Here is a 22971-nt window from a genome sequence, read left to right as displayed (position 1 = left end):
CATGGAAAACGTCATTATTGCTATCATATTTTTAGCTGCTGTAGCATACTTAGGCAATATAGTTATTAAGAATTTCAGCATCAAAAAGAATGCAGGTTGTTCAAAAGGCTGTGGTTCATGCGGTGCAATTGATTTTGATAAAATTTCGGCTGAAATGGAAGCGAAGAGGTAATTGAGTGCTATCTAATATCGTTATCCTAAATATTTACAATAAAAAAGCGGTTGGAAATTTATTTTCTGACCGCTTTTTTATTGTAATATAATAGAAGATTCTTAAATGTCTATAATCGAACGAAATTGCATTCTAAGAATGCCTGACGCACTGACGTAGTGTATAACACAACGCCAAGAATGAGTATATCCTTTAAACTTTGGTAAACCAATTAAATAATTAATAAAACATATGTATAAATATCATATTTATTTGGAAGATTATCGGTTGGAGGAAGATAATAAATTATTTAATAAATTATTTCATTATTTTTTTTCAGATGTCACAACTATATTGGTTATTGGTTGGAGGGAGAATGATTTTTTCCTTGAAAAAGAAAGGTTTGAGTTAATTGAAGAGAAATTTTTCGAACTCATTAATCAGAATGAAGTAAGTGTGTTTTACAATGATAGAAAACCAGTCTTATATGTTGGTTTAATGGACATACAAGATATGGATATTTTAACTCCATGGGAATACTTTGAGACGCTTTCTTTTGTTAGATTAAAGAGGGGTATGAATATAGATGTAGAATTTCTCAGAAAGTTAACAGATGCATATTTTTCTTCTAGTAGAGATAGGTTGCTAAGAGTTATATCAGAAACGATTTTTAGTAAAGGAGATGATGACCAACATATAGTTATCGAATTACAAAAAAAATGGACAATAGAAGAGCAAGAGTTTTTGGGAAGTGATATTTCGAGGATAGAAAGAATTTTTGAATAAATTCGGTTAATGGATATCAGGAAAGGTAGTGAAAATACCGAGTTTTAACATTATTGTCTTTACTAACAACATATAGTTTCTTAATCTACACCATATTCTGTGATACACAGAATATGGTGTAGATATAAATTGTTACAATCACTGTTTTTGTATTTTAATATATTCAAGCTTGTTGTTTTTCTGAATAATCAATACATAGTTTCCGGGTTTAATACCGTTTAAATCTATCTCAGTTTCTTCTTTGGTCACCTCTTTTTCAAGTACTACTGTTCCCAACATTGATACAATTTGTAAACCAAATGGTTTTCCGTCTGACCGAAGTTGTAACGTTGTGGTAACGGGATTAGGAAATACTTTTACTGATGCATCTGATGGCTCTTCTAAATTCGCTAGTACCAATTTTACCTCCACAGATTTCTTCAGGGTAGTAGCAGCCTTGTATTTGGCATCACCTGCTTGGCTAAATTCCATTTCTATAACTCCTGCATTGCCTAATAATACTACTCGTTTTCCTTCTAGTTTGGCCGGGCCACTTACTATTTTTGTACTAACGCCCAAGCCCGAATTTGATGTCGGATTTATATCAAAACCTGTACTGTTCAGATATACAGAGGTTGGAACAGTACCAGCATCAATGGCTTGCTCTAACTTTTCTACAGTAATGGTTACTATTACATTGGTATATTCATATTTATCAGTTTCTAGTTGGTTAATATGCACGTAGGCAATTCCTGCCTTTACAATTTTAACCTTTCCTTCCAAAGATACCGCAACGGCATCTCCTTCCATCAAATAGAATAGTACTTTCCCATCAGATTTTGTGTTAACAGTCAAATTAAAGTCGGCAGCATCAATTTTCTTGACAATATTGGTTGTTGTTGTCAGTTGTGGGGCTAGTTTTGGAGGCAGCATCACATTAACAGATATTGTATAAGAATATGCCTTATAAAAGTCTGTTTCAGGAGCAAAAACTTTTAGTTTACTCAAGCCCGTTTGAAGAATTTTGACCGTATTCGTTTTGGAGTCAAAGCTGATAGAACTTCCCGATTCTAATAGTATAATAGGTTTATCAGGTGCATTGCTTTTGATATTCAATACAAAATCTGAATCAGCGGTGGTTTTTTGAATATTTTCAACGCCTGTTACAGTTGGAGAGATTTTATTAACAGTTACCAGAACCTTTTTCCATGTAGCATTATATTTATTGGTGGCGGGCGATGTTATTTCTATAACCGACTCCCCTCCTTTCAGTACTTCCAAAGTACCCGCACTGCTTATTTTTACACTTCCTCCACTGACTAATTTATATGATAGATTTTTGGCAGTCGAACTATATGTTGTCGATAAATCTAAAGTTTTCTCAAGGGTTGTTAGGATAATATTATCATCCCCACTGATATAATTAGCCTGCAATGTTTTATCATACTTGAAATTAACCACCGAAAAGAAATCCATATATTTCCCTACCATAATCAGTTGATTATTAAAAACTCTGATAAATGAACCTGACGAATAATTTACATCAAAATTGGTTTCGTTAATATATGAACCTTTACTATCAAATGCCTTAATCAGTAATACATGAAACGACTCATCAATAGTATGAAAATACCCATCAGGTGTCTCAGCAAAATCATCTAAGATAAAGGCAGAGTGAGATTGGCTTGAGATTAATTTAAAATTGGAATCATATTTTTCAAGTACACGTAAATAAGAACTAAATAAACTATATGTTCCATCTGAATTTTTATTAAATGCACTTATATCGTTTGCTGGATCTATATGCTTTTTCTTTAAAACACCTGTAAAAGAAAATGAGCTAATTGAATTTGCAGTAACTACTAAGATTACTGGATTGTTCAAAGAGTCTTTTTCAATCATTATTTTTTTGATAAAAAAATCTGCTTGTATTTTGCATAAAGCAACATCTGCATTACTTTCAGAATACACCTCATAATCAAATTTCCCAGTTCCTAAATCTTTCAAAAAATAAGATTTGCCCATGCTGTCAAATGCAAATAAGCTTGGACGTTTTTTGGCGACTACACCCTTATCAAAGTTTTTTGCAGATTGTACTACATTAAAATCTTTGTCGTATGTTATCACTTTGTATTCATCTAAAAATGTAATATTTTGTGTAACAGGGTTAATCTGGGCATCTAAAACTCTAGTGGGATAGTCTGCATCACTAGCTGTTATTAGAATATCGCTCTTAGCTTTTGTTTCTACATCATAAAATTCGTAACCTGCAGTTTCAGCATTATAGCAATAAGTGATGATTTTGTTATCACTTTTCTTAGCTATGAATACAGGGTATATTTTTTTATTGCTACTCACTACAAGGTTATTTAACGCTTTGCCCGTATTATCAAAAGCATAAATATTGGTATCACTATTTTTTAAGATGTAAACATTGTCGTTATTATCAACACAAAACTCACCTATAGCTTGTTTTGTAATTATTTTTCGGAGGAAGACCCCTTCTTTATTAAATACCTGTATTTTATCATTTGCGTTACAATAACCAGATTTCACATAGATAGTCCCCGACTTAGAAACAACAATTGCATTGATTTGGTCTTCAAACTCCCCGTCTCTATCACCCGTCTTCCCAATTTGTCTTAACCAAATACCATCTTTATTTAATACCGTTACAAAATCACTAAATCTACTACTAAAATATATATTATTATCATTATCCGTTTCAATAGTAGTAACCCAATCATAAGCATCAACATAGGCAGATACATCAATTGTATTTAGTAATGCCCTATTCTGAGAATATTTTCTAATAGTTTGTACAAAGCTTTCAGGAACATAAAAATTATTGTCGGTATCTACTGCAACTTTACCAATAGTGTTAGTATATCCTAAAGACAATTCTTTTACCGCAGGGATTTTGTCCACTAATAATCCATTATTATCGGTAATAGTAATACTATTATCAGCCATAAAATAGAGTTTATCTCCTTTTGCATAAAAGGCCTCTATCGGTTTTAGGATGGGCTTTGTTCCTTTTTTCTCTTCAAACTTTACTTGTTTGTCCAGAATGTACTGGCCGAATAATAGCTTGGGGGCGATAATTAAGCAAACGAACAAAAGGGTTTGGATGTAGTGTTTGGGTAGTAGTAGATACATAATAATAGTTTTATGAGTTGAGCAATTTATATGGTGGAAATTAATAATTTTTCTTCTAGGATAAGTTATCACGAAGTTATATCCTTTTGAAAAAAAAAGCTATCTATGCTCTTTAATCTTTTTATTATGTTAGTATTTTTAGGATTTATTACACCCCGTTAGTCCAGTTCTAAGGTACTTGCTGAAGTGCCCTAATCATGATTTTACAAACCATTAGTTGGGGTGCGGTTGCAATCTGAGACTCGAATTATTTATCGTTCCAAGTCTGAAAGACATAGAACAGCGGGGATAACTAACCTAGTAATATCAACAAAAATCACCAACCCTTATAAAGAATTGGTGAGATGAACTATTACACTCCTACATCTGAATTATATTCCAAATAGTGAAGCATTATGCTAAAACCTATCTAATTTCGTACATCAGGGTTAATTAAAATAATTTTTTATGGAGTATTCAATTTCTTTGTTTCGAAGTCATAACCTTATTGCTAAGCAGTTGGATTAGTTTCATACAAAGTTGTATGAGTAGTCCTAAGTTTTTAGGCTTAGAACTATCTTGTTATGAAGTGTGTTAGTGAGTTTAATCAGAATGATGGCTTCTGTATTGAATGATTTATAATCATAATTTTACAACTAGTATAAAATTATTCCCACAATTATCGCATTTATAATATTTAAAACTATTCAAATAACATAAAAATGCTTTTAAGTAGTTAGGGGTCTGAATAACTTTACAAAATTTGTATCCACAATAAGGACATTTATTTTGAGCTGTTCTTTTGATATTAAACATCCAAAAAAATAGGATTAAGTTACTCAAAATAATTGTAAGAGGAATTACGATTGAATTTAATTTAGTGTCGGGCATTTATCTCGATATAGTTTCTATTTTGATAGTTTTTGCTTTATCTAGAGCAGCCATTGGGATAAAAAAGCCTGCATAGCAACTCAAACACTGATAGTATTTAAAATTGAAAAATGGAGATAGAAAAAATTTTACTAAAAAAGGTCTGCTCTTTCGTTCACCGCTTAAGACATGCTTACATTTTGGGCAACAATTTGTTGTAGATTTTCTAAAAGCGTAAAAAAAAAGCATTGATAATTGAAGTATTGGTAAAACCAATAATAGATAAATGTATTCTTGTAACATGTTGAATAGTATGTGTGTTAGTAATTATATTGTTTATAAGGGTATTAATTCTTTGTATAGATATAAGTAATGAATATTTAAAACAACTTGGGTTATGTAATACAACAATATGATTTTAAAAAAAGGCTTAATGCATTAGCTTTAAGCCTTTAAATAATACGCCTAAGTAATATTTAACTAAATATTTAAAGGAATTTTAATAACTATATCGAATAATTGACTCTCGCCATTTACTTCAAATTCTCCATTGATTGACTCTACCCATTCTTTTACTATGTACAAACCCAAACCAGTTCCGTTCATATCTTTAGGATTGTGTGCTTGATAAAATGGTTTTATATCATCTGTCTTAATCGTATATTTTCCAAGATAGTTATTGCGAATAATTAGCACAAACATCTGATTTTCCGACCTATCTTCCGAAAACACTTTACGACTAGGGTCTGCAAAATTCACAACGTTTTGGAATAGCTCAGTAAACATTATCTTGATTAAATCCTCTTGATAACCATATAAGCTTGAAACGTGTGATTTAATATTGAAGTCTAATACCTTTAATGAGTTTTTGGTAACTTCTCTGATAATTTCATTAAGCAATTCAGGGACATTGAGTTTGCTATTAAATGGTTTCAACGTATTTTTCCATGGATTGACCATGTTGGATAATTGATTATACCACAATAGCTTTCTAGTAGTTCTCAACATCCTAGTCCCAGAAGCATAAATTCCTTCAAGTAATGGTTCTATATCTTTATATTGGTTATCTCTAACCATATCAAGTGATATTTGACTTAGATTAATGATACCATTGAGTGGAGTAAGATATTCATGATTAGAAACATTATAAAATACATCAATGGCATTCTTTTTAATTTCAATGCCTACTGATTCATTCTTCTGACTACTCATTTCCAAACGCGCGCGAATAGTTTCTACCAAGTCGCGGGCATTAAAAGGTTTTGTCAAAAAATCATCTGCCCCTGCATTCATGCCTCTTCTTTTATCCACAAAATCAGCTCTGGCTGTTAGAAAAATAAAGGGTAAACTAACAAACCGAGGATTTAACCTTATCTGTCTCAAAATTTCATATCCATCAATTTCATCCAAGTTAATATCACAAACCACCAAACTCGGATTGATATGTTCTATTAAGTCTAATCCTTCTTGTCCTCTATTTGCTACATAGCAATTAAAACCATTGATTTCTAGGATTGTCTTGGTATTCTCTGCCAACTGCAACTGGTCCTCTATTAATACTATTCTATTAGGCATTTGAAAACGATTTGTAATTAAATTCAAGTAAAATACTTGTTCCTTTGTTGACTTGAGACCTACAGGAGATTTTTGCGTTGTGAAAATCAACAAAAAATTTGACTACATGCAAGCCTAAACCTGTACCTTTCACTCCATCTACATTTGAAGCCCTCGAAAAGGCTTTAAATAGATTTTGCAAGTCTTTTTCAGGTATTCCTATACCGCTATCTACTACCATTACGCTTACAGCATTATTGCGATAATGTAGTTGTATAATAGGGGCTTGTTTCCCTTCTGAATATTTAAAAGCATTACCGATAATATTACTCAAAATATGATTCATCATCATTCTATCAAATGCTACCTGTTGTTTTTCACCTTTCACGATAACCTTTATTTGTCTGTCATCCGCTAATTGGGCATACTTTTCATGAATAACTACCCTCACAAAATTCTCTAAGTCTTGCGGGAAAGGTTTAAAATCTACTTTACCACTTTCTATTTTACTGATTAAAAGAAGTTCGTCCATTAGGGTTTCCATACCTACTACCTCACTTACAATTCTGGTAGTATGAAAATTAATAGCTTCTTTATCAAGGTTATCATTTTCGCTCAACATTTCAATAATTTGTGCACTAGATTGAATAACAGAGAGCGGTGTGCGCATTTCATGCGAAACAATATTTACAAACCCCGATTTAAGCTCATTCAGTCTTTTCTCTTTTTCAACAATCTTTTGTAATTCATCGAAAGCCAAATGTTGGTCGGTAACATCACTAAAAAAAATAGCATAAAATATTTCGTTGGTATCAATAGTATAAGAAGGAATACAATAAACACTTAGGTACTTTTTTGAGCCATATTTGTCTTTAAATTGAAACTCTTTTGTTTTAAATTGATAATCATCTTTTTTTTGTGAAAACAGTATTTCGTCCCTAATTGAGCTAAAATTAGCTATCTTGATTTCATCAATCTTTTTACCTATTATTTCTCCGTCGATATAACCAAATGTTGTATCAAATGAAGAGTTGGCATAAGTCACATTAAAACTTTTATCGATAACAATAACTGCAATATTTAAAATCTCAGTGATTTGAGCTAAATTTTTCTCTCTACGATTTATTAATTCCTCGGCATTTTTGATAGAAGTAATATCTATACCATAACCTACAATTAAGTCTAATTCGTTATCATCAGTATAAAATGGGTGTATTCTTCTTAGATTATACTGCGTTGTACCTAAAGGCGTTATGGTTTCTTCTATTATTTCGCTGGACGCTCTATTATTAATTACATGATTGAACAACGCTCTTCTTTTTTGGGCAATACTGATATCTTTCCCTCTGTACTTCACATACTCAAAATCATCTTTTCCTATAATCCATTCTCTGATTTCTTGATTTTGAATGGCTTTTTTATTAACAAACAAATACCTATGTTCTTTATCAAAAACAACTATATCGGCAGGGATATTCAGAAGGATATTCTCGTAGAATTTCTTCAATTTATTTTTCCCTATTTCTGAACTATAGGCTTCAGTATAGTCGTAATAAATCCAAACTTGTCCTTCAAATAAGTTATTATTGATAATTGGCAAATAGTCTCTTAGAAAAAACCTACCATCTACCAATTCTAACAACTCTTGTCTTACTGGTTCTTTCTTTTCAAGAATTTCTGTTACTCTTTCTAAAAAGGCTTGAGAATCTTTAAAAAGTTGTGCGGATGATTCAGCGGCTACTGCACAATCAAAACCAACCATTTGTTCTGGTAGCAGAGGAATACTAAATAGTTTGCAAAAACTAGGATTTACAAACTGTAACTTTCTTTGATTATCTTCTAGCAAAACAGCATAGGGAACTTCATTCAAGATAAAACGAAGGCCTAAAACTATGTCTTTTTGTATAAATACCATTGAAATCAAATTTTCTTGTAGCGACTATTATCGCAACAATAAGCTTTACTTTTTGCTTATATATTAGGGCTATCTTTTACCAAAAGAATAAACAAGCATACCACAATAAGTTTATTTAGTTAATGAATAATGCCAGCAATTCTCCTTTAGAATTAATTTCTAGTTTTGAATATATTTTCTTGATATGGTCATTCACCGTTGAGTAACTAATAAACAATTTGTCTGCAATTTCTTTATAGCTTTGTCCTTTTAGTAAATAGTCAACAACATCTAATTCTCTTTTGGTCAGTACGCCTTCAATGATTGCTTCTTTTTCTTTAGTTTTCTGTGCAATTCTCGAAAACAACATAGATGCAACCTCAGGCGAAATCAATGCTCCATTATTCTTTATAATATCAATCTGTTCAATAATTTTTTTGAGCGAAAGCGGTTTTAATAAATACCCATTTGCCCCAGCACTTACAGCTTGCCAAACGGTCTCTTCATTACAAGTGCCGCTTATCATTACAATATGCGAATTAGGATAACTTTTACGGATAATTCCGATACCTTCAATACCAGAAATTCCAGGAAGACCTATATCAATAAAAATTAATGATGGTTCTTGGCTTATTGATTTATTTTCACGTAAAAATTTTTCTATGCTATTCACAGAAAAAATAATTTTAATCTCTGGGTATAATGAGAAAAACCTTTCTATGTTATCTCTTAAATTATGGTCATCTTCTATGATTCCTATCAATAAATCCATCGTTTTCATTTATAAGTGGTAGTGTTTTATTTTTTTAGCAAGATTTAAAAAAAATAAAACATTATATACATTAACGCTTTATTAAGTAATCAATATAATTTTATCAAAGTCTTCACTTATCATAAATTATTGATAATTAACACTTTGAAACAAAATTCAACAATCACTACTTAATAACATTTATAATTTATACACTCTAAATGCTTTTAGAATACAACTAAACCAACAGTAAAATCCGCCAGTCTTACTATCAATTTAGTTGTACTCATGAACATCAAGTTTGTTTTAATTGTTTTTAAGCTCACGGTGAAGAGCTTTAAAAACTTGTGATTAGGTATTCATAAGTAAACTTGACATTACAAAGTAAAACTTTTAAAATACCTTTTCCAATCCCTTAAAATAGGGGTTTTTACTATAAAAAATAAAGTATTGTTATTATTCCAAGATAAGCAAGCATTTTGGTTCAATATGGGAAAGAAATATTAAACACAGTACCGCAATTTTCTATACTTTCAAATGAAATAGTTCCCAAACTTAGTTTTACCATGTTTTGTACTATTGATAAGCCTAAACCAGTACCCACAATGTTTTGTGTATTGTTGGCTCTGAAAAAAGAAGAGAATACCTTTTTTTGTTCTATTTCCGGTATGCCAATACCGAAGTCTTGAACAGTTATTTTATATACATTATCTTCAAATATTAAGCTCACTTTGGGGTTAGGACACTCTAGTGAATATTTAAAAGCGTTAGAAATTAAATTATCAATGATATGAACAAAATGCTGAGCATCTAAATTAATAGTCCTTGGGGTACCATAAATGGCTAGTTCAACTGTCCTTCCATCACTTTGCTGTTGATTTTGTCTATCAGTTACAAACTTTAATAGTTTTACTAAATCAACTTCTTCTTTTTGGACAGTCAATCTATCCGTTTCAAATTTGCTCAGTACTAATGTTTCATTGATTAAATCTGTCAGACGTGTAACCTCTGATTGAATAGCTGCCAATTGATTGTTAATCAAGCGGATTCTTTCATCATTAATTTGTAAGGTATATGCTTCTATAATATCGGCACTAGAACGAATAGCAGATAAGGGCGTTTTGAACTCGTGCGATGCCATAGCAAGAAACCTTGTTTTTATTTCGTTCAACTCTTTCTCTTTCTGCAAGGCTTTGACCATACTTTCTTCAACACGTTTTCTTTCTTGTATTTCCCTTGATGATGTTATCATTCTATCGGCAATATCGTATTCATCAAAAAATAACCTAGTGTTGGTCTCTAGCCAAATATATTCACCATTTTTTTTTAAGAAACGGTAGGTAGTATATAGTTCATTGGTATTGCCATCCAAGGATTTCTGATGATTTTGCTGAATAATATTGAGGTCATCAGCATGAAAAAAATCGTAAGGACTTCTGCCAATTAATTCTGTTGGTTCATATCCTGCAAGCTCTTTGATGGAGGGCGACACATAAAGATATGTACCATCTAAGCGATGGATACACACTAAGTCTTTGATATTATTAGAAAGCAATTCATAAATATTAGCATTACTTTTTTCGTTAGTAATATCCTTTAAAGTACCAGATGTACCCAGTATTTGGTCTTGCTCATTGATGATTAATGTAGCAAAAACTTCCATCCATCTTATACTTCCTTCTTTAGTTAAATAGCGGATGATGTGTTTACAGTAGCTTTTTTGACGGTTAATGAGGGGTTCAAAGAGGAGTTCATTTTTTTTAACGTCTTCAGGATGAAGAAACTGATAAAATGGTTTATTGATAGATTCTTCAATAGTATATTGAAAAATATTAGTCCATGATTTGTTTAAAAAAACCCAGTTACCAACTGAGTCGGTTTGAAAAATTACGTCGTTTATATTATCTATTAAGTATTCATATTTGGATTGATACTGTGAAACCATCTCTTCTAGTTTCACCGTTTTAGTTAATTCCTTAATCAATACTATAATATATTTCACTTTGTTTTCTTCAAAAACAGGTTGAATTTTAAAGGTTAAATATTGATTATATACAAATTCCGTTATTTCTAAATGTTCTCCTTGGAATGCTCTCTCATAAGTATTTTGAATTTTTTTGCCAAAAATAACATGAGTAACCCCCAATCCTTTTTCGTTTAATTTTGGGTAAGTACCAAAGAATAATTTGTATTGTTTGGAAAATGCTTGATTGAAAGCAAGAAACTGATAATTCGCATTCATCGCAAAAGCACTATCCTCTAAAAATTCTAGTATGCTATAATCAAGGTTTAATAATGGACTATTATTCAAAAAAGACATTTAAATGCTTGCGTTAAAGTGGTTTGTAAATTTAGTATAATAAAAGTCTAATCAAAAAATAGTCCCCTAAATATCACTAGTTTTAGGGGTGATGATAGTCGTTTCTATATCATAAAGCTTACAAAAAGTTTGCCAAACTTTTTAATAAATTAAGTTTAAAGTTTACAATTCAAACTTCGCCAGTTAGTCTGCATCTAAAATGCTTGCTAGGTTTTCTGTTGTCAAAGACTGCGGTTTCTTATCCTTCCAAGTTTAAAAACATGGAACACACGAGGTGGTTTTCTTTAAGAAAGTATTTAAGCCTACATATTATCATGAAAACTGTCAACAATGGTGTTTTTTTGCTAAATTCAAGCTTAAATATGACAAATTAAAGTTCCTCATCATCACTTAGCAATGAAAAAACAACCTTATCAACTCAGCATCGAAAACCCGTGTGAGCAAGATTGGTCTTTAATGACACAAAATGACATTGGGAAATATTGCTCACAGTGCTCAAAAACAGTCATTGACTTTACCGCTTTATCTGATAAAGAGATATTTGAAATAATGAACCAAGCTTCAGGTAAAGTATGTGGACGTTTGACAAAACAACAACTCAATAGACCTATTGCCTATAAACAGCAAACAAACTTTGCAAGATATTATAATATACTAGCAGGCCTTATTTTGTTGGGTACTACAGGCAATTCTTTTGCTAATAAAAGCAATACTCCCTCTAAAGAAATTATCGAAAATAATCCATTAGCGCTAATTTCAAAAAAGGCTAAAGTTGGGTTATCTACCGACAGTTTGAAAAATATTGTGCGAGGAAAGGTTTTTGATAAGGAAACAAAGATGCCAATTCCGGGTGCTATCATTGGGATTAAAGGAAGTAATAAGGGTATAAATACTGATGGAGAAGGACAATTTAAACTACTTATACCAGATGCTGTATTAGCAGATAATATCACATTAATTACTATGGCTATTGGTTATAAAGGAACTGAAACTACAGTTAACATGAAGGATTTAAGCGTCTCACAAGACCTTGTAGTAATTCCTATTGAAACAGACTTTTTGGGAGAAGTTGTTGTCGGTAGTATTGTTGCTAAGCAGAAAAAATGGTGGCAATTCTGGAAAAAATAAAAATGAATGACTATCATTCATATGTAATATTTATCGTTTCAAGTTTAAAGATTCGAAACAGTAAAATAAGAAAACTTATAAACATTGTGTCCAGAGGACTTATAATAGTAGTCACTCGGTAGAACCGAGTGGCTACATAGCCTCAATAAAAAAGTCTTTAGGAAAATTCCTAAAGACTTTTTTACTGACTTGGCTCACAGCCTAAGGCTTAATGCTTACAGCTAATTACCTATTTCTTCTTTTCTACATTACTAAGCTTTATCTGAGGCGACGTTGGATTCACCAAAATTAAATCTGTGATGATTCTTTCGCTTTCTTTCAGATAAGTATCTTTACTTCTTCTGTCTTTCAGAATTTTCAATTTTGCTTGAGCAATACTAGTTGAATCAGTCGGAGCTTTTTCAGGTTCTTTTTCAGTAGCCCCTGTCAATTCTTCACCTAATTCAGCTAAATTTTTCTTCTTTTGCTCATCTATTTCTTTACGACGTTTGTCTTCTTGTAATGAGATAGTTTTCTTTTCCTTCGCTTTTTTAACATAATTAATATCAGCTACTAATTTTTTCAAATCAGCATCTGTTTTTAATCTATCTTGATATAAAGCTCTCAATTTCACCACAGTTTGGTCTGTAATATCAGTCGTAGGCGAATATTTAGTTGAAGCAATCATATCCCAAGGCAAAGCACTTGGCTGAGAACTCTCTCCAAATTCAGATGCACTGAAAGAAGAAGGCAACTCGATATCAGGTGTTACTCCTTTGTGTTGAGTACTGCTCCCTGTTACACGATAAAACTTCTCCATCGTTATTTTCAACTGCCCTACTCCTTCTGGCTCACCTTTCAAGAAACGGTCTAAATCTACTAAACTCTGTACTGTTCCTTTTCCATAAGTTTGCTCGCCAATTACCAAACCACGTTTGTAATCTTGAATAGCACCTGCAAAGATTTCAGAAGCTGAAGCAGAGAAACGGTTAACTAATACTGTCAATGGGCCATCATAAGTTATAGATGGGTCTCTGTCGTTTTCTACATTGATTTCTCCATCTGACTGACGGCGTTGTACCACTGGCCCTTGTGAAATAAACAAACCAGTTAAGCTAACAGCCTCGTTCAAGAAACCACCACCGTTATTTCTAAGGTCAACAATCACACCATCAACTTTATCAGCTTTGAGTTCATTTAAGAATCTTTTTACATCGGCTGTAGTGCTCTTATAACCTTGTTCACCATTTCTAGCACCTTCTGCATCACGATAGAAAAGCGGAATAGTAATTAAACCTAATTTAAACTCTCTGCCATCACGATTGAAGTTTAATACTTCTTTCTTAGCAGTACCGTCTTCCAATTTAATTTTCTCACGTACCAAACGTACTTCTTTAGGTACCGAACCTATCGGAGCATCACCTGGTAAAATCTTTAAACGTACTACCGTGTTTTTAGGACCTTTAATAAGCTTAACGGCATCATCAGTAAACCAACCTACAATATCTTGATAAGGCTTATCATCTCCCTGAGCCACTGCCACTATTCTATCTTTCGGGTTAAGCAGTTTACTTCTGAAAGCTGGTCCACCTACGATACAATCAACAATCATTACATAATCGCCTTCGTTTCTAAGGGTCGCTCCGATTCCTTCAAACGACTGAGCCATTTCTTGGTTGAAAGTAGAAGCCGTTTTAGGAATAAAATAAGTAGTGTGTGGGTCTACACTTTCTGTAAACGAATTCATAAACTGTTGAAATACATCCTCACTCTTCGTCTTATCAAAGTATTTCTCAGTACGCTTATAACGTTCTCTTAAATCTTTAATGGCCGAAGTATCTGCCTTACCGCTAATTTTCCAGTCTAGCAAAGTACTCTTAACAGCTTTTCTCCAGATATTATCTAATTCTTCTTTAGACTTTGCCCAAGTAGCTTTCTCACGGTCGGGAGTGTAAGTTTCGTCAGTCTTAAAATCCACAGGTTTTGATAACATAGACGCCACAAACGAAAAACGTTCTTTTGCTCTGTTTCTAAACACATTATAGATTTGATAAGCAGCCGTCAACTCACCATTTTTCAATTGGTCATCTAGCTGATAGCGGAATTTCTCAAAACCATCAATATCACTCGCCGTGAAATTCATTTTATTGAAATCCAACTCTTTGATATAATTATCAAAGATTTTAGAAGAAAGCGAGTCATTCAAAGGCACACGACGATAATGATAATTACTTAGGATTTCAGTCACTAAGTTTTCGACTTTCTTTTGAGTAGCAGTCGGTTGTAAATCATCAGCCGCAAATTTATAATCAGCCCCCGAAAGGCTACCATTATTGTGCGAGAAGGACTGTAGTCCAAAAAACGCAAGCAGCGAAATTGGTACAAGAGCAAGAAAGTATTTCATCATCTTATTTTTCATTAGTCTATTTTTCAATACCCAACAATTCTACTTCAAAAACTAAAGCAGAATATGGTTTAATTGTTGGGCCACTTCCACGCGTACCATACGCTAATTCATAAGGTACAAACAATTTCCATTTAGAACCCACTGGCATTAATTGAAGGGCTTCTACCCATCCTTGAATTACGCCAGTCACTGGAAACGAAATTGGTTCACCTCTGTCTACTGAACTATCAAACACCGTTCCATCAATCAATGTTCCATGATAATGCGTTTTTACTTTATCACTCGCTGTTGGAATTGGGCCATCACCTTTTTTCAAAATCTGATACTGTAAACCACTCGCTAACGTAACAATTCCTTCTTTCTTTTTGTTGTCAGCCAAAAACTTTTCACCTGCCAGTCTGTTTGGTTCAAATTGTTTCGACTGCTCTTTTTGCATATATTTTTGAAGCAACTGATTCGCCTGCATATCCGTAATTGGCGTAGGCGCTCCTTTCATTACTTCATTAAAGCCTTTTTGTAAAAGCTCAGCATTAATTTCTATGTTTTGCATCTTAAAATTTTGTGCCACCAAAATTCCTAGTCCATAACTAGCCGAGTCTTTTAATGAAGCAAAAGGAACTGATTGCGCCGTGGTGTGAGCTGGTATAACTGAAGTTGTTTTAGGTTTTACAGCCACTTTTTTAGTAGCTGGTTTAGTTTGTGCATTTACAAAAAATGGAGTCAAAACTACGCTTGAGCAAAGTAAGATATTCTTTAATTTCATCTGTTATTGTAGGAACGAATCAATCTTAAAATTATAAAATACCCCTGAACGATTCGCCCATGATTCAAGAGATATTTTGTTTGAATGAGAAATAATATAAATAAACTTATTTTTATAATTCTTAAAGTTAATAACGAAAACTGATGCAACAAAATTATTTCGACATGGCTAAATAGAATTCAAATAAAAGCATCTAATCCGCCGATGTGCGCTGGTTTAAAGCCTTTTTCAGTCATTTTTATGCTAGCACAGTCATACATTGGGTCATGATCAAAAAATAATATCCAATTATTTTCAACCGCTTTACTTAATAAAGTACTTTTTTCTTCCATTGTTTGCAAAGGTCTAACGTCATAACCCATCACATAAGGCACTGGTATATGTGATGATGAGGGAATGGTATCCGCTATAAATAGTATCTTTTTATCCTGATAAGTTACCAAGGGCATCAACATCTTCTCCGTATGCCCGTCGGCGGTTAAAATTTCTATGTTATTAAAAGGTTTTTCTATGGCTTTATCTGTAAAAAACAGTTGCTCAGCTTGCTGAATAGGCAAAATATTTTCTTTAAAAAAAGTAGCTTTCTCTCTAGGATTAGGATCCATAGCCGCCTCAAAATGCTGCGAGTGTGTCCAATAACGAGCATTCTTGAAAGTCAACTCAAAATTAGTCCTATCAGTATTCCATTTTACCGCCCCTCCGCAATGGTCAAAATGCAGATGGCTTAGAACGACGTCTGTTACATCATCTTCAGTATAACCTTTTGCCCTGATAGACTTCACCAAATCGCCCTCGCCATGACGATAATAATAACTTTGCCATTTGGCATCCTGCTTTTCACCCATGCCCGTATCAATCAAAATAAGCTTCTTGCCATCTTCTATCAACAAACACCTCATTGCCCATGAACAAAGATTATTTTCATCGGCAGGATTAGTTTTGTGCCAAAACGATTTCGGCACCACACCAAACATTGCTCCGCCATCTAGTTTAAAAAATCCTGCATCTATGGTATGTAATTTCATTCTTAATATGATTTTGTTTCAATAAGCTTTGCAATTTATAAGAAGTTGCTTACTTTGAGTAGTATTTTACACGAACGGATTACAATCAGTATTACTGAAAAAAACAATCTAACACTATGAAAATCGGTCTAGTCCTTTCGGGTGGTGGCGCCAGAGGTATTGCTCATCTGGGCGTACTAAAAGCCCTACAGGAAAAAAATATTGAAATTTCGGGCATCTCTGGCTGTAGTGCCGGTGCTATTGCAGGGGCGATGTTTTGTGCGGGGTATTCGCCTGATAAGATTTATGAAATAGTAGTTTCAACCAATACATTGCGTGCATTACGCCCTGCTTGGAGCCGAGTAGGCTTGTTAAACATGAAACGTGCTGAAGAAGCTTATCTAAAATATATTCCCCATAATTCATTTGAACACCTCAAAATTCCGCTTACCATCAATGCTACTAATTTGTATGCTGGCGAAACTATTTATTTTTCTTCAGGCGAATTACTAAAACCCGTCATGGCCTCGTGCTGTATTCCAGGGCTTTTCGAACCCATCCTCATGAATAATCAAACATTGCTAGATGGTGGAATTTTAAACAATATGCCCATAGAACCATTGGTCGGCAAATATGACTTTATTATTGGTAGTCATTGCAATCCTTATGGTATGAACCAAATACCAAAATCAATGGCGTCAATGGTTCAAAAATCACTATTCTTAGCCATCAACAACAACTCTAAAAGTCGGTTAGGGCTATGTAATTTTCTAATAGAGCCTCCCCTTCTCAAAAACTTTGACCCACAAGATATTCGTAAAGCTAGCAATATCTTCAAAGTCGGTTATGAATTTGCAAAATCTCTATCACTCCCAGAAAATATATTATAAGATAAATTAATATAAAAAAAGTACAAGTTTTATTTTTTTATTAACTTTTATATTGATATTTTACGAAAGTGTTTTTAACTTAGCAAAACTCTCCAAGCTGCTCAGTAATTTTAAACCATAAATTGATACGATTTCACTTTTTCCAAAAAAGTAGGCATTTTTGTATCCTAAATTTTCATTTTTATATTGATTTTTTGGTTTTAATGAAAAAATTTCAACCATATTTTCGATTATTTCTAAAATCTACCCCTCTAACTAAATGGTAATTTCTTAAAAGAAAAGAAAGTCAATAATCTTATACTCCAAAAAGTACAATTTAAAGCATTATTTTTTTATCAATTAAACCCAAATATTTCATGAACAAACGTTTATTATTTATCAATCTACTTCTGTTTTTGGGATGTTCTTTGAGCATGATTGCTCAGGATCGTCGTATTACAGGAAAGGTAACTGCAGCAAGCGATGGTTCTGCTCTACCTGGTGTAACAGTTCAAGTAAAAGGTGTTTCTAAAGGTACGCAAACAGATGCAAGTGGTAGTTACTCTTTGAGCGTTTCAAACAATCAGAAAACTGTAGTTTTTAGTTTTGTTGGTTTTACTTCACAGGAAATCACAATTGGGAGCAAATCTATCATTGACGTACAATTAGTAGAAGATGCTAAATCTTTAGAAGAGGTAGTTGTAGTGGGTTATGGTACACAGAAAAAAACCAACTTAACTGGTAACGTTGCTTCTATCACAGGTAAATCTATCGAAAACCTACCAGTTATCTCAGCTGAACAAGCAATTCAAGGTAGAGCAGCGGGTGTTTTTATAGAATCTGGAAATGGTAAGGTAGGTCAAGGTATCAAAATGAGAATCAGAGGTTCTTCTTCTGTTTCTGCGGGTAATAACCCATTGTATATCGTAGATGGTATTCCTATTACTTCAACAGACCAATCTACCACGGGTGGCCCAACCAACCCTATTGCAGATATTAACTTTAATGATGTTGAATCTATCGAAATTTTGAAAGATGCCTCTGCCGCTGCCATCTATGGTTCTAGGGGTTCTAACGGGGTTGTGATTTTAACTACTAAAAAAGGTAAGGCTGGAAAAACTAATTTCAATATCAATTACTTTTCTGGTATTAGCGAAGCTACAGGTCACCGCGAGTTTTTGAACACTGCTCAGTATGTAGAATTATTTACTGAAGCTCGTGTAAATGCTGGTTATAGTGTTTCGGGTGGTGAAACTCGTTTTACGAGATATGCATTAGGCGAAAGAGAAAGATGGGCAGATCCAACTTCTGCAAAGTACACTAGCACTAACTGGGAAGACCAAGTACTTAGAAAAGGTAGTGTAAATCAATTTGATATTAACATCAGTGGTGGTAATGACAAAACTAAATTTTATGCTTCAGGGTCATATAGTAAACAAGAAGGTATCATTGTAAAAAATAGCTTCGAGCGTCTTAGTACTCGTTTAAACTTAGACCATAAAGCTTCAGATAAAATCTCTATCGGTATCAATGCAAGTTTGGCTCGTTCATTCAATACGCGTTTATCAAACGATAATGCTTTCTCGACGCCAATGCAAATTATTGCATTAGCACCAATGTCACCAGTAATTGACCCACGCACAGGCGACTATACTGATAGCTATAATAACGCAGTAATTACTCAATACTACAACCCTTTATTAAGTATTAAATATACAGATAATAATACGGAGGTGTATCGTAGTATAGGCAATATATATGGGCAATGGAATATATTACCTACGCTTTTTTTCCGCACTGAGTACGGTTATGATATGTTATTTCAGAGTGAGGATCAATACTATGGTAAAGAGACGGTTAGAAACAACCCAACTGCTACTTATGGTGAGGCTTATAAATCTAACACCAATATTTTCAACTACAATACCAACAACTTTTTGTCTTTTAATCAAATTTTTAACCAAAAACATGATTTACAAGCATTGGTTGGTATGAGTTATCAACAATCAAAAAGAAATTATATTGATGCTACTGCTAGAAGTTTCCCAAGTGATTCATACAAAATGATATCATCTGGTGCTGTTAAAGCAGATGCAAACTCTGCTGAACGTATGTTTACATTTCTTTCATATTTTTCAAGAGTTAACTATAAGTTCGACAATAAATATTTATTGAGTTTAAGCGGCCGTCTTGACGCATCTTCACGTTTTGGTTCAAATAATCGTTATGGGTTCTTCCCAGCAGCATCTGTAGGCTGGATATTATCTGAAGAGGAATTTCTAAAAGATATTCGTCAAATTAGCTTATTGAAAGTACGTGGAAGCTACGGTATTACTGGTAATGCTGAAATAGCAAATTTTCCTAGTTTAGCATTGTATTCGGCAGCGTATGGTTATGCAGGTACTCCTGGTCAGCGTGCAGTACAATTACCAAACCCTGATCTTAAATGGGAAAAAACAGCACAAACAGATATAGGTCTTGAAATAGGATTATTTAATAACAGATTATCTTTTGAAGCTGATTATTATACAAAACATACTTCTGATTTATTATTAAATGTAAATGTTCCGGGTACTAGTGGTTATTCTACTTTACTAAAAAACATCGGTGATTTAGAGAATAAAGGATGGGAATTTGTAGTAAGAACAGACAATAGCTTTGGCGATTTAAAATGGAAAGCATCAGTAAATGCTGCCACCAACAAAAACAAAATCTTGAATCTTGAAGGACAAGTTATTACTGGTGGTTTCCTAAACCGTGCAGTTGAAGGCCAACCATTAGGTGTTTTCTTCGGTCCAGAATATGCGGGTGTTGACCCTGCTAATGGCGATGCTATTTATTATAAAAACACTAAAAATTCAGACGGTAGTGTAGACAGAAGTACTACAAATGACGTCAACCAAGCTCAATATACTGTAATTGGTAATCCAAACCCGAAATGGATTGGTGGTATTACTAACGAATTCTCGTACAAAGGAGTTGATTTTAGTTTCACTTTCCAAGGTGTATATGGTAACGATGTTTACAATGGTGCTGGTAAATTTATGTCAGCCAATGGTGAGTTTTATGATAACCAAACTATTGACCAATTGAATCGTTGGAAAAAACCAGGTGACATTACAAATGTACCACAAGCACGTTATTTACCAGATGTTGCCAATGGTACTGCCGAATCATCTCGTTATTTACAAGATGCTAGCTATACTCGTTTAAAAACTGTTACAATAGGCTACACTTTTCCAAAAGAAATTGTAAATAAGTTAAAGTTATCAAAATTAAGAGTTTACGCTACGGCGAACAACTTATTAACTTTTACTAAATACACAGGTTGGGATCCAGAAGTTAATACGGATTATTTAGGTGGTGTGGCAGCTGGTAACGATTTTTATTCTGCTCCTCAGCCTAAAACAATCACAGCTGGTTTAACAATTGGTTTTTAAGAATATCATTCTTAAAGAATTATGAGTCTGTTATTACAAACTCATAAAACACAAATCATAAAAAGGATATAAACATGAAAAAAAATTATAAAATAATATATTCGTTAGCTCTTGGTATTTTACTGACGAGCTGTGATAACAAACTGGATGTAAAACCAGTTGATAACATTGACTCAAAAACTGCTTTACAAAAATCATCAGATGTGGAGGCTCTATTGATTGGAGCTTATGACTCAATGACAGACGCAGATGTATTAGGAGGCAATATGCAAAGAGACGCTGAACTTATTGCTGATAATGGGGATATTCAATGGCAAGGTACTTTTGTTGCTCCTGCACAAATCTTTGGTAAAAATTTATTCAAAGACAATGGACAAGCAAGCACTACATGGCTAGATGCGTATCGTACAATAAATGTAGCAAATACAATACTAGCGAATCTAAATCTTGTAGATGCATCCAAAAAACAAAAAATTGAAGGTGAGGCAAAATTGATAAGAGCTTGGATGAACTTTGAATTAGTGAGAGTTTATGCAAAAACATATCTTGATGGTGATCCTAAAGTAAATTTAGGTATTCCTATTATAACATCTCCAACATTAGAAGTTTCACAAAGCTTATATGTAAAAAGAAACACTGTTGATCAGGTATATCAAGTAATTATTTCAGATTTGACATCTGCTGAATCAATCTTACCCGCATCAAATAGTTTTTTTGCTACTAAATATACAGCAGCTGCATTGCTATCAAGAGTATATTTAATGCAAGGAAATTATGAAGGTGCTCGTCAAGCAGCGCATCGTGTTATTTCAAGTAATGTATTTAGATTAACTAACACTTTTGGGCAAGAGTTTAATAATAAAAATAATACTACTGAAGATATTTTTGCGGCTCAACAAACCGACCAAGATAACGACAATGCTTTAAATACCTTTTGGGCTTCAGCAACACAATTCAAATTAGAAAGTGGTGTTTTCTGGGGTGGTGGCCGTGGTGATATTATTATCAATGACCAACATCTTAACAGCTATGATCTTCCTGATGATAGAGGGGATTTCTTTTATGTCGCTGGTGATATCTTTACTGCTAAATGGGCAGCTCAGATAGCAAATATCCCTTTAATTAGATTGGCTGAAATGTATTTAACACGTGCAGAAGGTAACTTTCGTGTAGGTGGTGCACCTCTTGGAGCAAATCCGGTAGACGATATTAATATATTGAGGACGCGTGCTAATGCTAACCCTTATGCTTCTGTTAATCTTGCTACAATTTTAAGAGAAAGAAGATTCGAGTTAGCTTTTGAAGGACACTGGATTCACGATATCAAACGTAACAAACAAACATTTACGAAAGATTTCGGTAATGAGGTAAAATCATATCCTTATAATTCTCCAAAATTGATTTTCCCTATTCCAATGAGAGAAACTGATGCTAATTCTAATATGGTTCAGAATGAAGGGTATTAATTGAAAAACCAAAGAATGTTTTTACTGATGAAGCATTCTTAGATTCATACAAAATAGACCGTCTCAAAATTTATTGGGACGGTCTATTTTTGCATTATACGTTTTCCAATATTTTTTTGTATTTAATCATGTCTCTTCTACTACAAATTTATAGTTTCATCAGCTTCTTACTTATACTCCCCACAAAAAACACTCATTTTTAAATTCTAAGAAAAATACAAATTAAGTATTCTCTATCAATGAAATTTTAAGCCCTAAGTATTTTTAGGTTTCGTATATTGAGTACGTTTAACATTATTTTCACTTACCGTTCATCTACAAAAACAAAACATACATCAGTCAATTTTACCTTCTTGTCGAAAAAAATTAGTTCAAACACAATAAATTAATCATTCAAAATAGTCTAATATTAAAAAATAAGCACATATGTAAATATTATATTAAAAAAAATTAATAATTGTTTTGTTTGTAA

At 33.1% G+C, this 22971-nt stretch carries 15 protein-coding genes; 6 read left to right on the top strand and 9 right to left on the bottom strand.

What is annotated here, in order from left to right:
* Nucleotide 1: 1 nt before the first annotated feature.
* Nucleotides 2–172, top strand: a complete 171-nt coding sequence (locus J2Y60_RS17785) for a FeoB-associated Cys-rich membrane protein (protein WP_309921242.1) — start codon at nucleotides 2–4, stop codon at nucleotides 170–172.
* 231 nt (nucleotides 173–403) lie between these two features.
* Nucleotides 404–937, top strand: coding sequence for a hypothetical protein (locus J2Y60_RS17780; protein WP_309921245.1), 534 nt, complete (start codon nucleotides 404–406; stop codon nucleotides 935–937).
* A 138-nt stretch (nucleotides 938–1075) separates the two neighbouring features.
* On the opposite strand, the gene J2Y60_RS17775 is transcribed toward J2Y60_RS17780, so the two are convergent.
* From J2Y60_RS17775 to J2Y60_RS17755, 5 genes are all read right to left on the bottom strand, one after another.
* On the bottom strand, nucleotides 1076–4075 hold the full coding sequence (locus tag J2Y60_RS17775; protein WP_309921248.1) for a T9SS type A sorting domain-containing protein: 3000 nt from the start codon (nucleotides 4073–4075) through the stop codon (nucleotides 1076–1078).
* Between the two features lie 1329 nt (nucleotides 4076–5404).
* Entirely contained in the window at nucleotides 5405–6499 is a 1095-nt protein-coding gene (locus tag J2Y60_RS17770; RefSeq protein WP_309921251.1) for a response regulator, read from the bottom strand.
* On the bottom strand, nucleotides 6492–8393 hold the full coding sequence (locus J2Y60_RS17765; protein WP_309921254.1) for a PAS domain-containing sensor histidine kinase: 1902 nt from the start codon (nucleotides 8391–8393) through the stop codon (nucleotides 6492–6494). Before J2Y60_RS17765 ends, J2Y60_RS17770 begins: the two co-directional genes overlap by 8 nt.
* 115 nt (nucleotides 8394–8508) lie before the next feature.
* Nucleotides 8509–9144, bottom strand: a complete 636-nt coding sequence (locus tag J2Y60_RS17760; protein WP_309994705.1) for a response regulator transcription factor — start codon at nucleotides 9142–9144, stop codon at nucleotides 8509–8511.
* Between the two features lie 463 nt (nucleotides 9145–9607).
* Nucleotides 9608–11443, bottom strand: coding sequence for a PAS domain-containing sensor histidine kinase (locus J2Y60_RS17755; RefSeq protein ID WP_309921261.1), 1836 nt, complete (start codon nucleotides 11441–11443; stop codon nucleotides 9608–9610).
* A gap of 396 nt (nucleotides 11444–11839) precedes the next feature.
* On the opposite strand from J2Y60_RS17755, the gene J2Y60_RS17750 reads away from it, so the two are divergent.
* Nucleotides 11840–12571 (top strand): carboxypeptidase-like regulatory domain-containing protein, encoded by a 732-nt coding sequence (locus J2Y60_RS17750; protein WP_309921264.1) that lies wholly within the window; start codon nucleotides 11840–11842, stop codon nucleotides 12569–12571.
* 229 nt (nucleotides 12572–12800) lie between these two features.
* Here J2Y60_RS17750 and J2Y60_RS17745 read toward each other — a convergent pair whose 3' ends face one another.
* From J2Y60_RS17745 to J2Y60_RS17735, 3 genes are all read right to left on the bottom strand, one after another.
* The gene (locus J2Y60_RS17745; RefSeq protein WP_309959228.1) at nucleotides 12801–14957 is read right to left on the bottom strand and encodes a carboxy terminal-processing peptidase; all 2157 of its coding nucleotides are present in this window, start codon (nucleotides 14955–14957) and stop codon (nucleotides 12801–12803) included.
* A gap of 16 nt (nucleotides 14958–14973) precedes the next feature.
* Entirely contained in the window at nucleotides 14974–15720 is a 747-nt protein-coding gene (locus J2Y60_RS17740) for an FKBP-type peptidyl-prolyl cis-trans isomerase (protein ID WP_309921270.1), read from the bottom strand.
* Nucleotides 15721–15899: 179 nt separating this feature from the next.
* Nucleotides 15900–16745 carry an MBL fold metallo-hydrolase gene (locus tag J2Y60_RS17735; protein WP_309921273.1) on the bottom strand — a complete coding sequence of 282 codons (846 nt, stop codon included), beginning with the start codon at nucleotides 16743–16745 and terminating at the stop codon, nucleotides 15900–15902.
* A gap of 116 nt (nucleotides 16746–16861) precedes the next feature.
* Here J2Y60_RS17735 and J2Y60_RS17730 point away from each other — a divergent pair, with 116 nt between their 5' ends.
* The gene (locus J2Y60_RS17730) at nucleotides 16862–17614 is read left to right on the top strand and encodes a patatin-like phospholipase family protein (RefSeq protein ID WP_309921276.1); all 753 of its coding nucleotides are present in this window, start codon (nucleotides 16862–16864) and stop codon (nucleotides 17612–17614) included.
* Between the two features lie 60 nt (nucleotides 17615–17674).
* On the opposite strand, the gene J2Y60_RS17725 is transcribed toward J2Y60_RS17730, so the two are convergent.
* Entirely contained in the window at nucleotides 17675–17836 is a 162-nt protein-coding gene (locus tag J2Y60_RS17725; RefSeq protein WP_309994703.1) for a hypothetical protein, read from the bottom strand.
* A 134-nt stretch (nucleotides 17837–17970) separates the two neighbouring features.
* Here J2Y60_RS17725 and J2Y60_RS17720 point away from each other — a divergent pair, with 134 nt between their 5' ends.
* Nucleotides 17971–21033 (top strand): TonB-dependent receptor, encoded by a 3063-nt coding sequence (locus tag J2Y60_RS17720; RefSeq protein ID WP_309921278.1) that lies wholly within the window; start codon nucleotides 17971–17973, stop codon nucleotides 21031–21033.
* A 74-nt stretch (nucleotides 21034–21107) separates the two neighbouring features.
* The gene (locus J2Y60_RS17715) at nucleotides 21108–22499 is read left to right on the top strand and encodes a RagB/SusD family nutrient uptake outer membrane protein (RefSeq protein WP_309921281.1); all 1392 of its coding nucleotides are present in this window, start codon (nucleotides 21108–21110) and stop codon (nucleotides 22497–22499) included.
* Nucleotides 22500–22971 lie beyond the last annotated feature (472 nt).

Origin of the sequence: Arcicella sp. BE140 (assembly GCF_031456255.1) — a bacterium.
Lineage (GTDB): Bacteria > Bacteroidota > Bacteroidia > Cytophagales > Spirosomataceae > Arcicella > Arcicella aquatica.
Note: the sequence above shows the minus strand (reverse complement) of the source record. Positions and strands in the feature narration are given on the sequence as shown.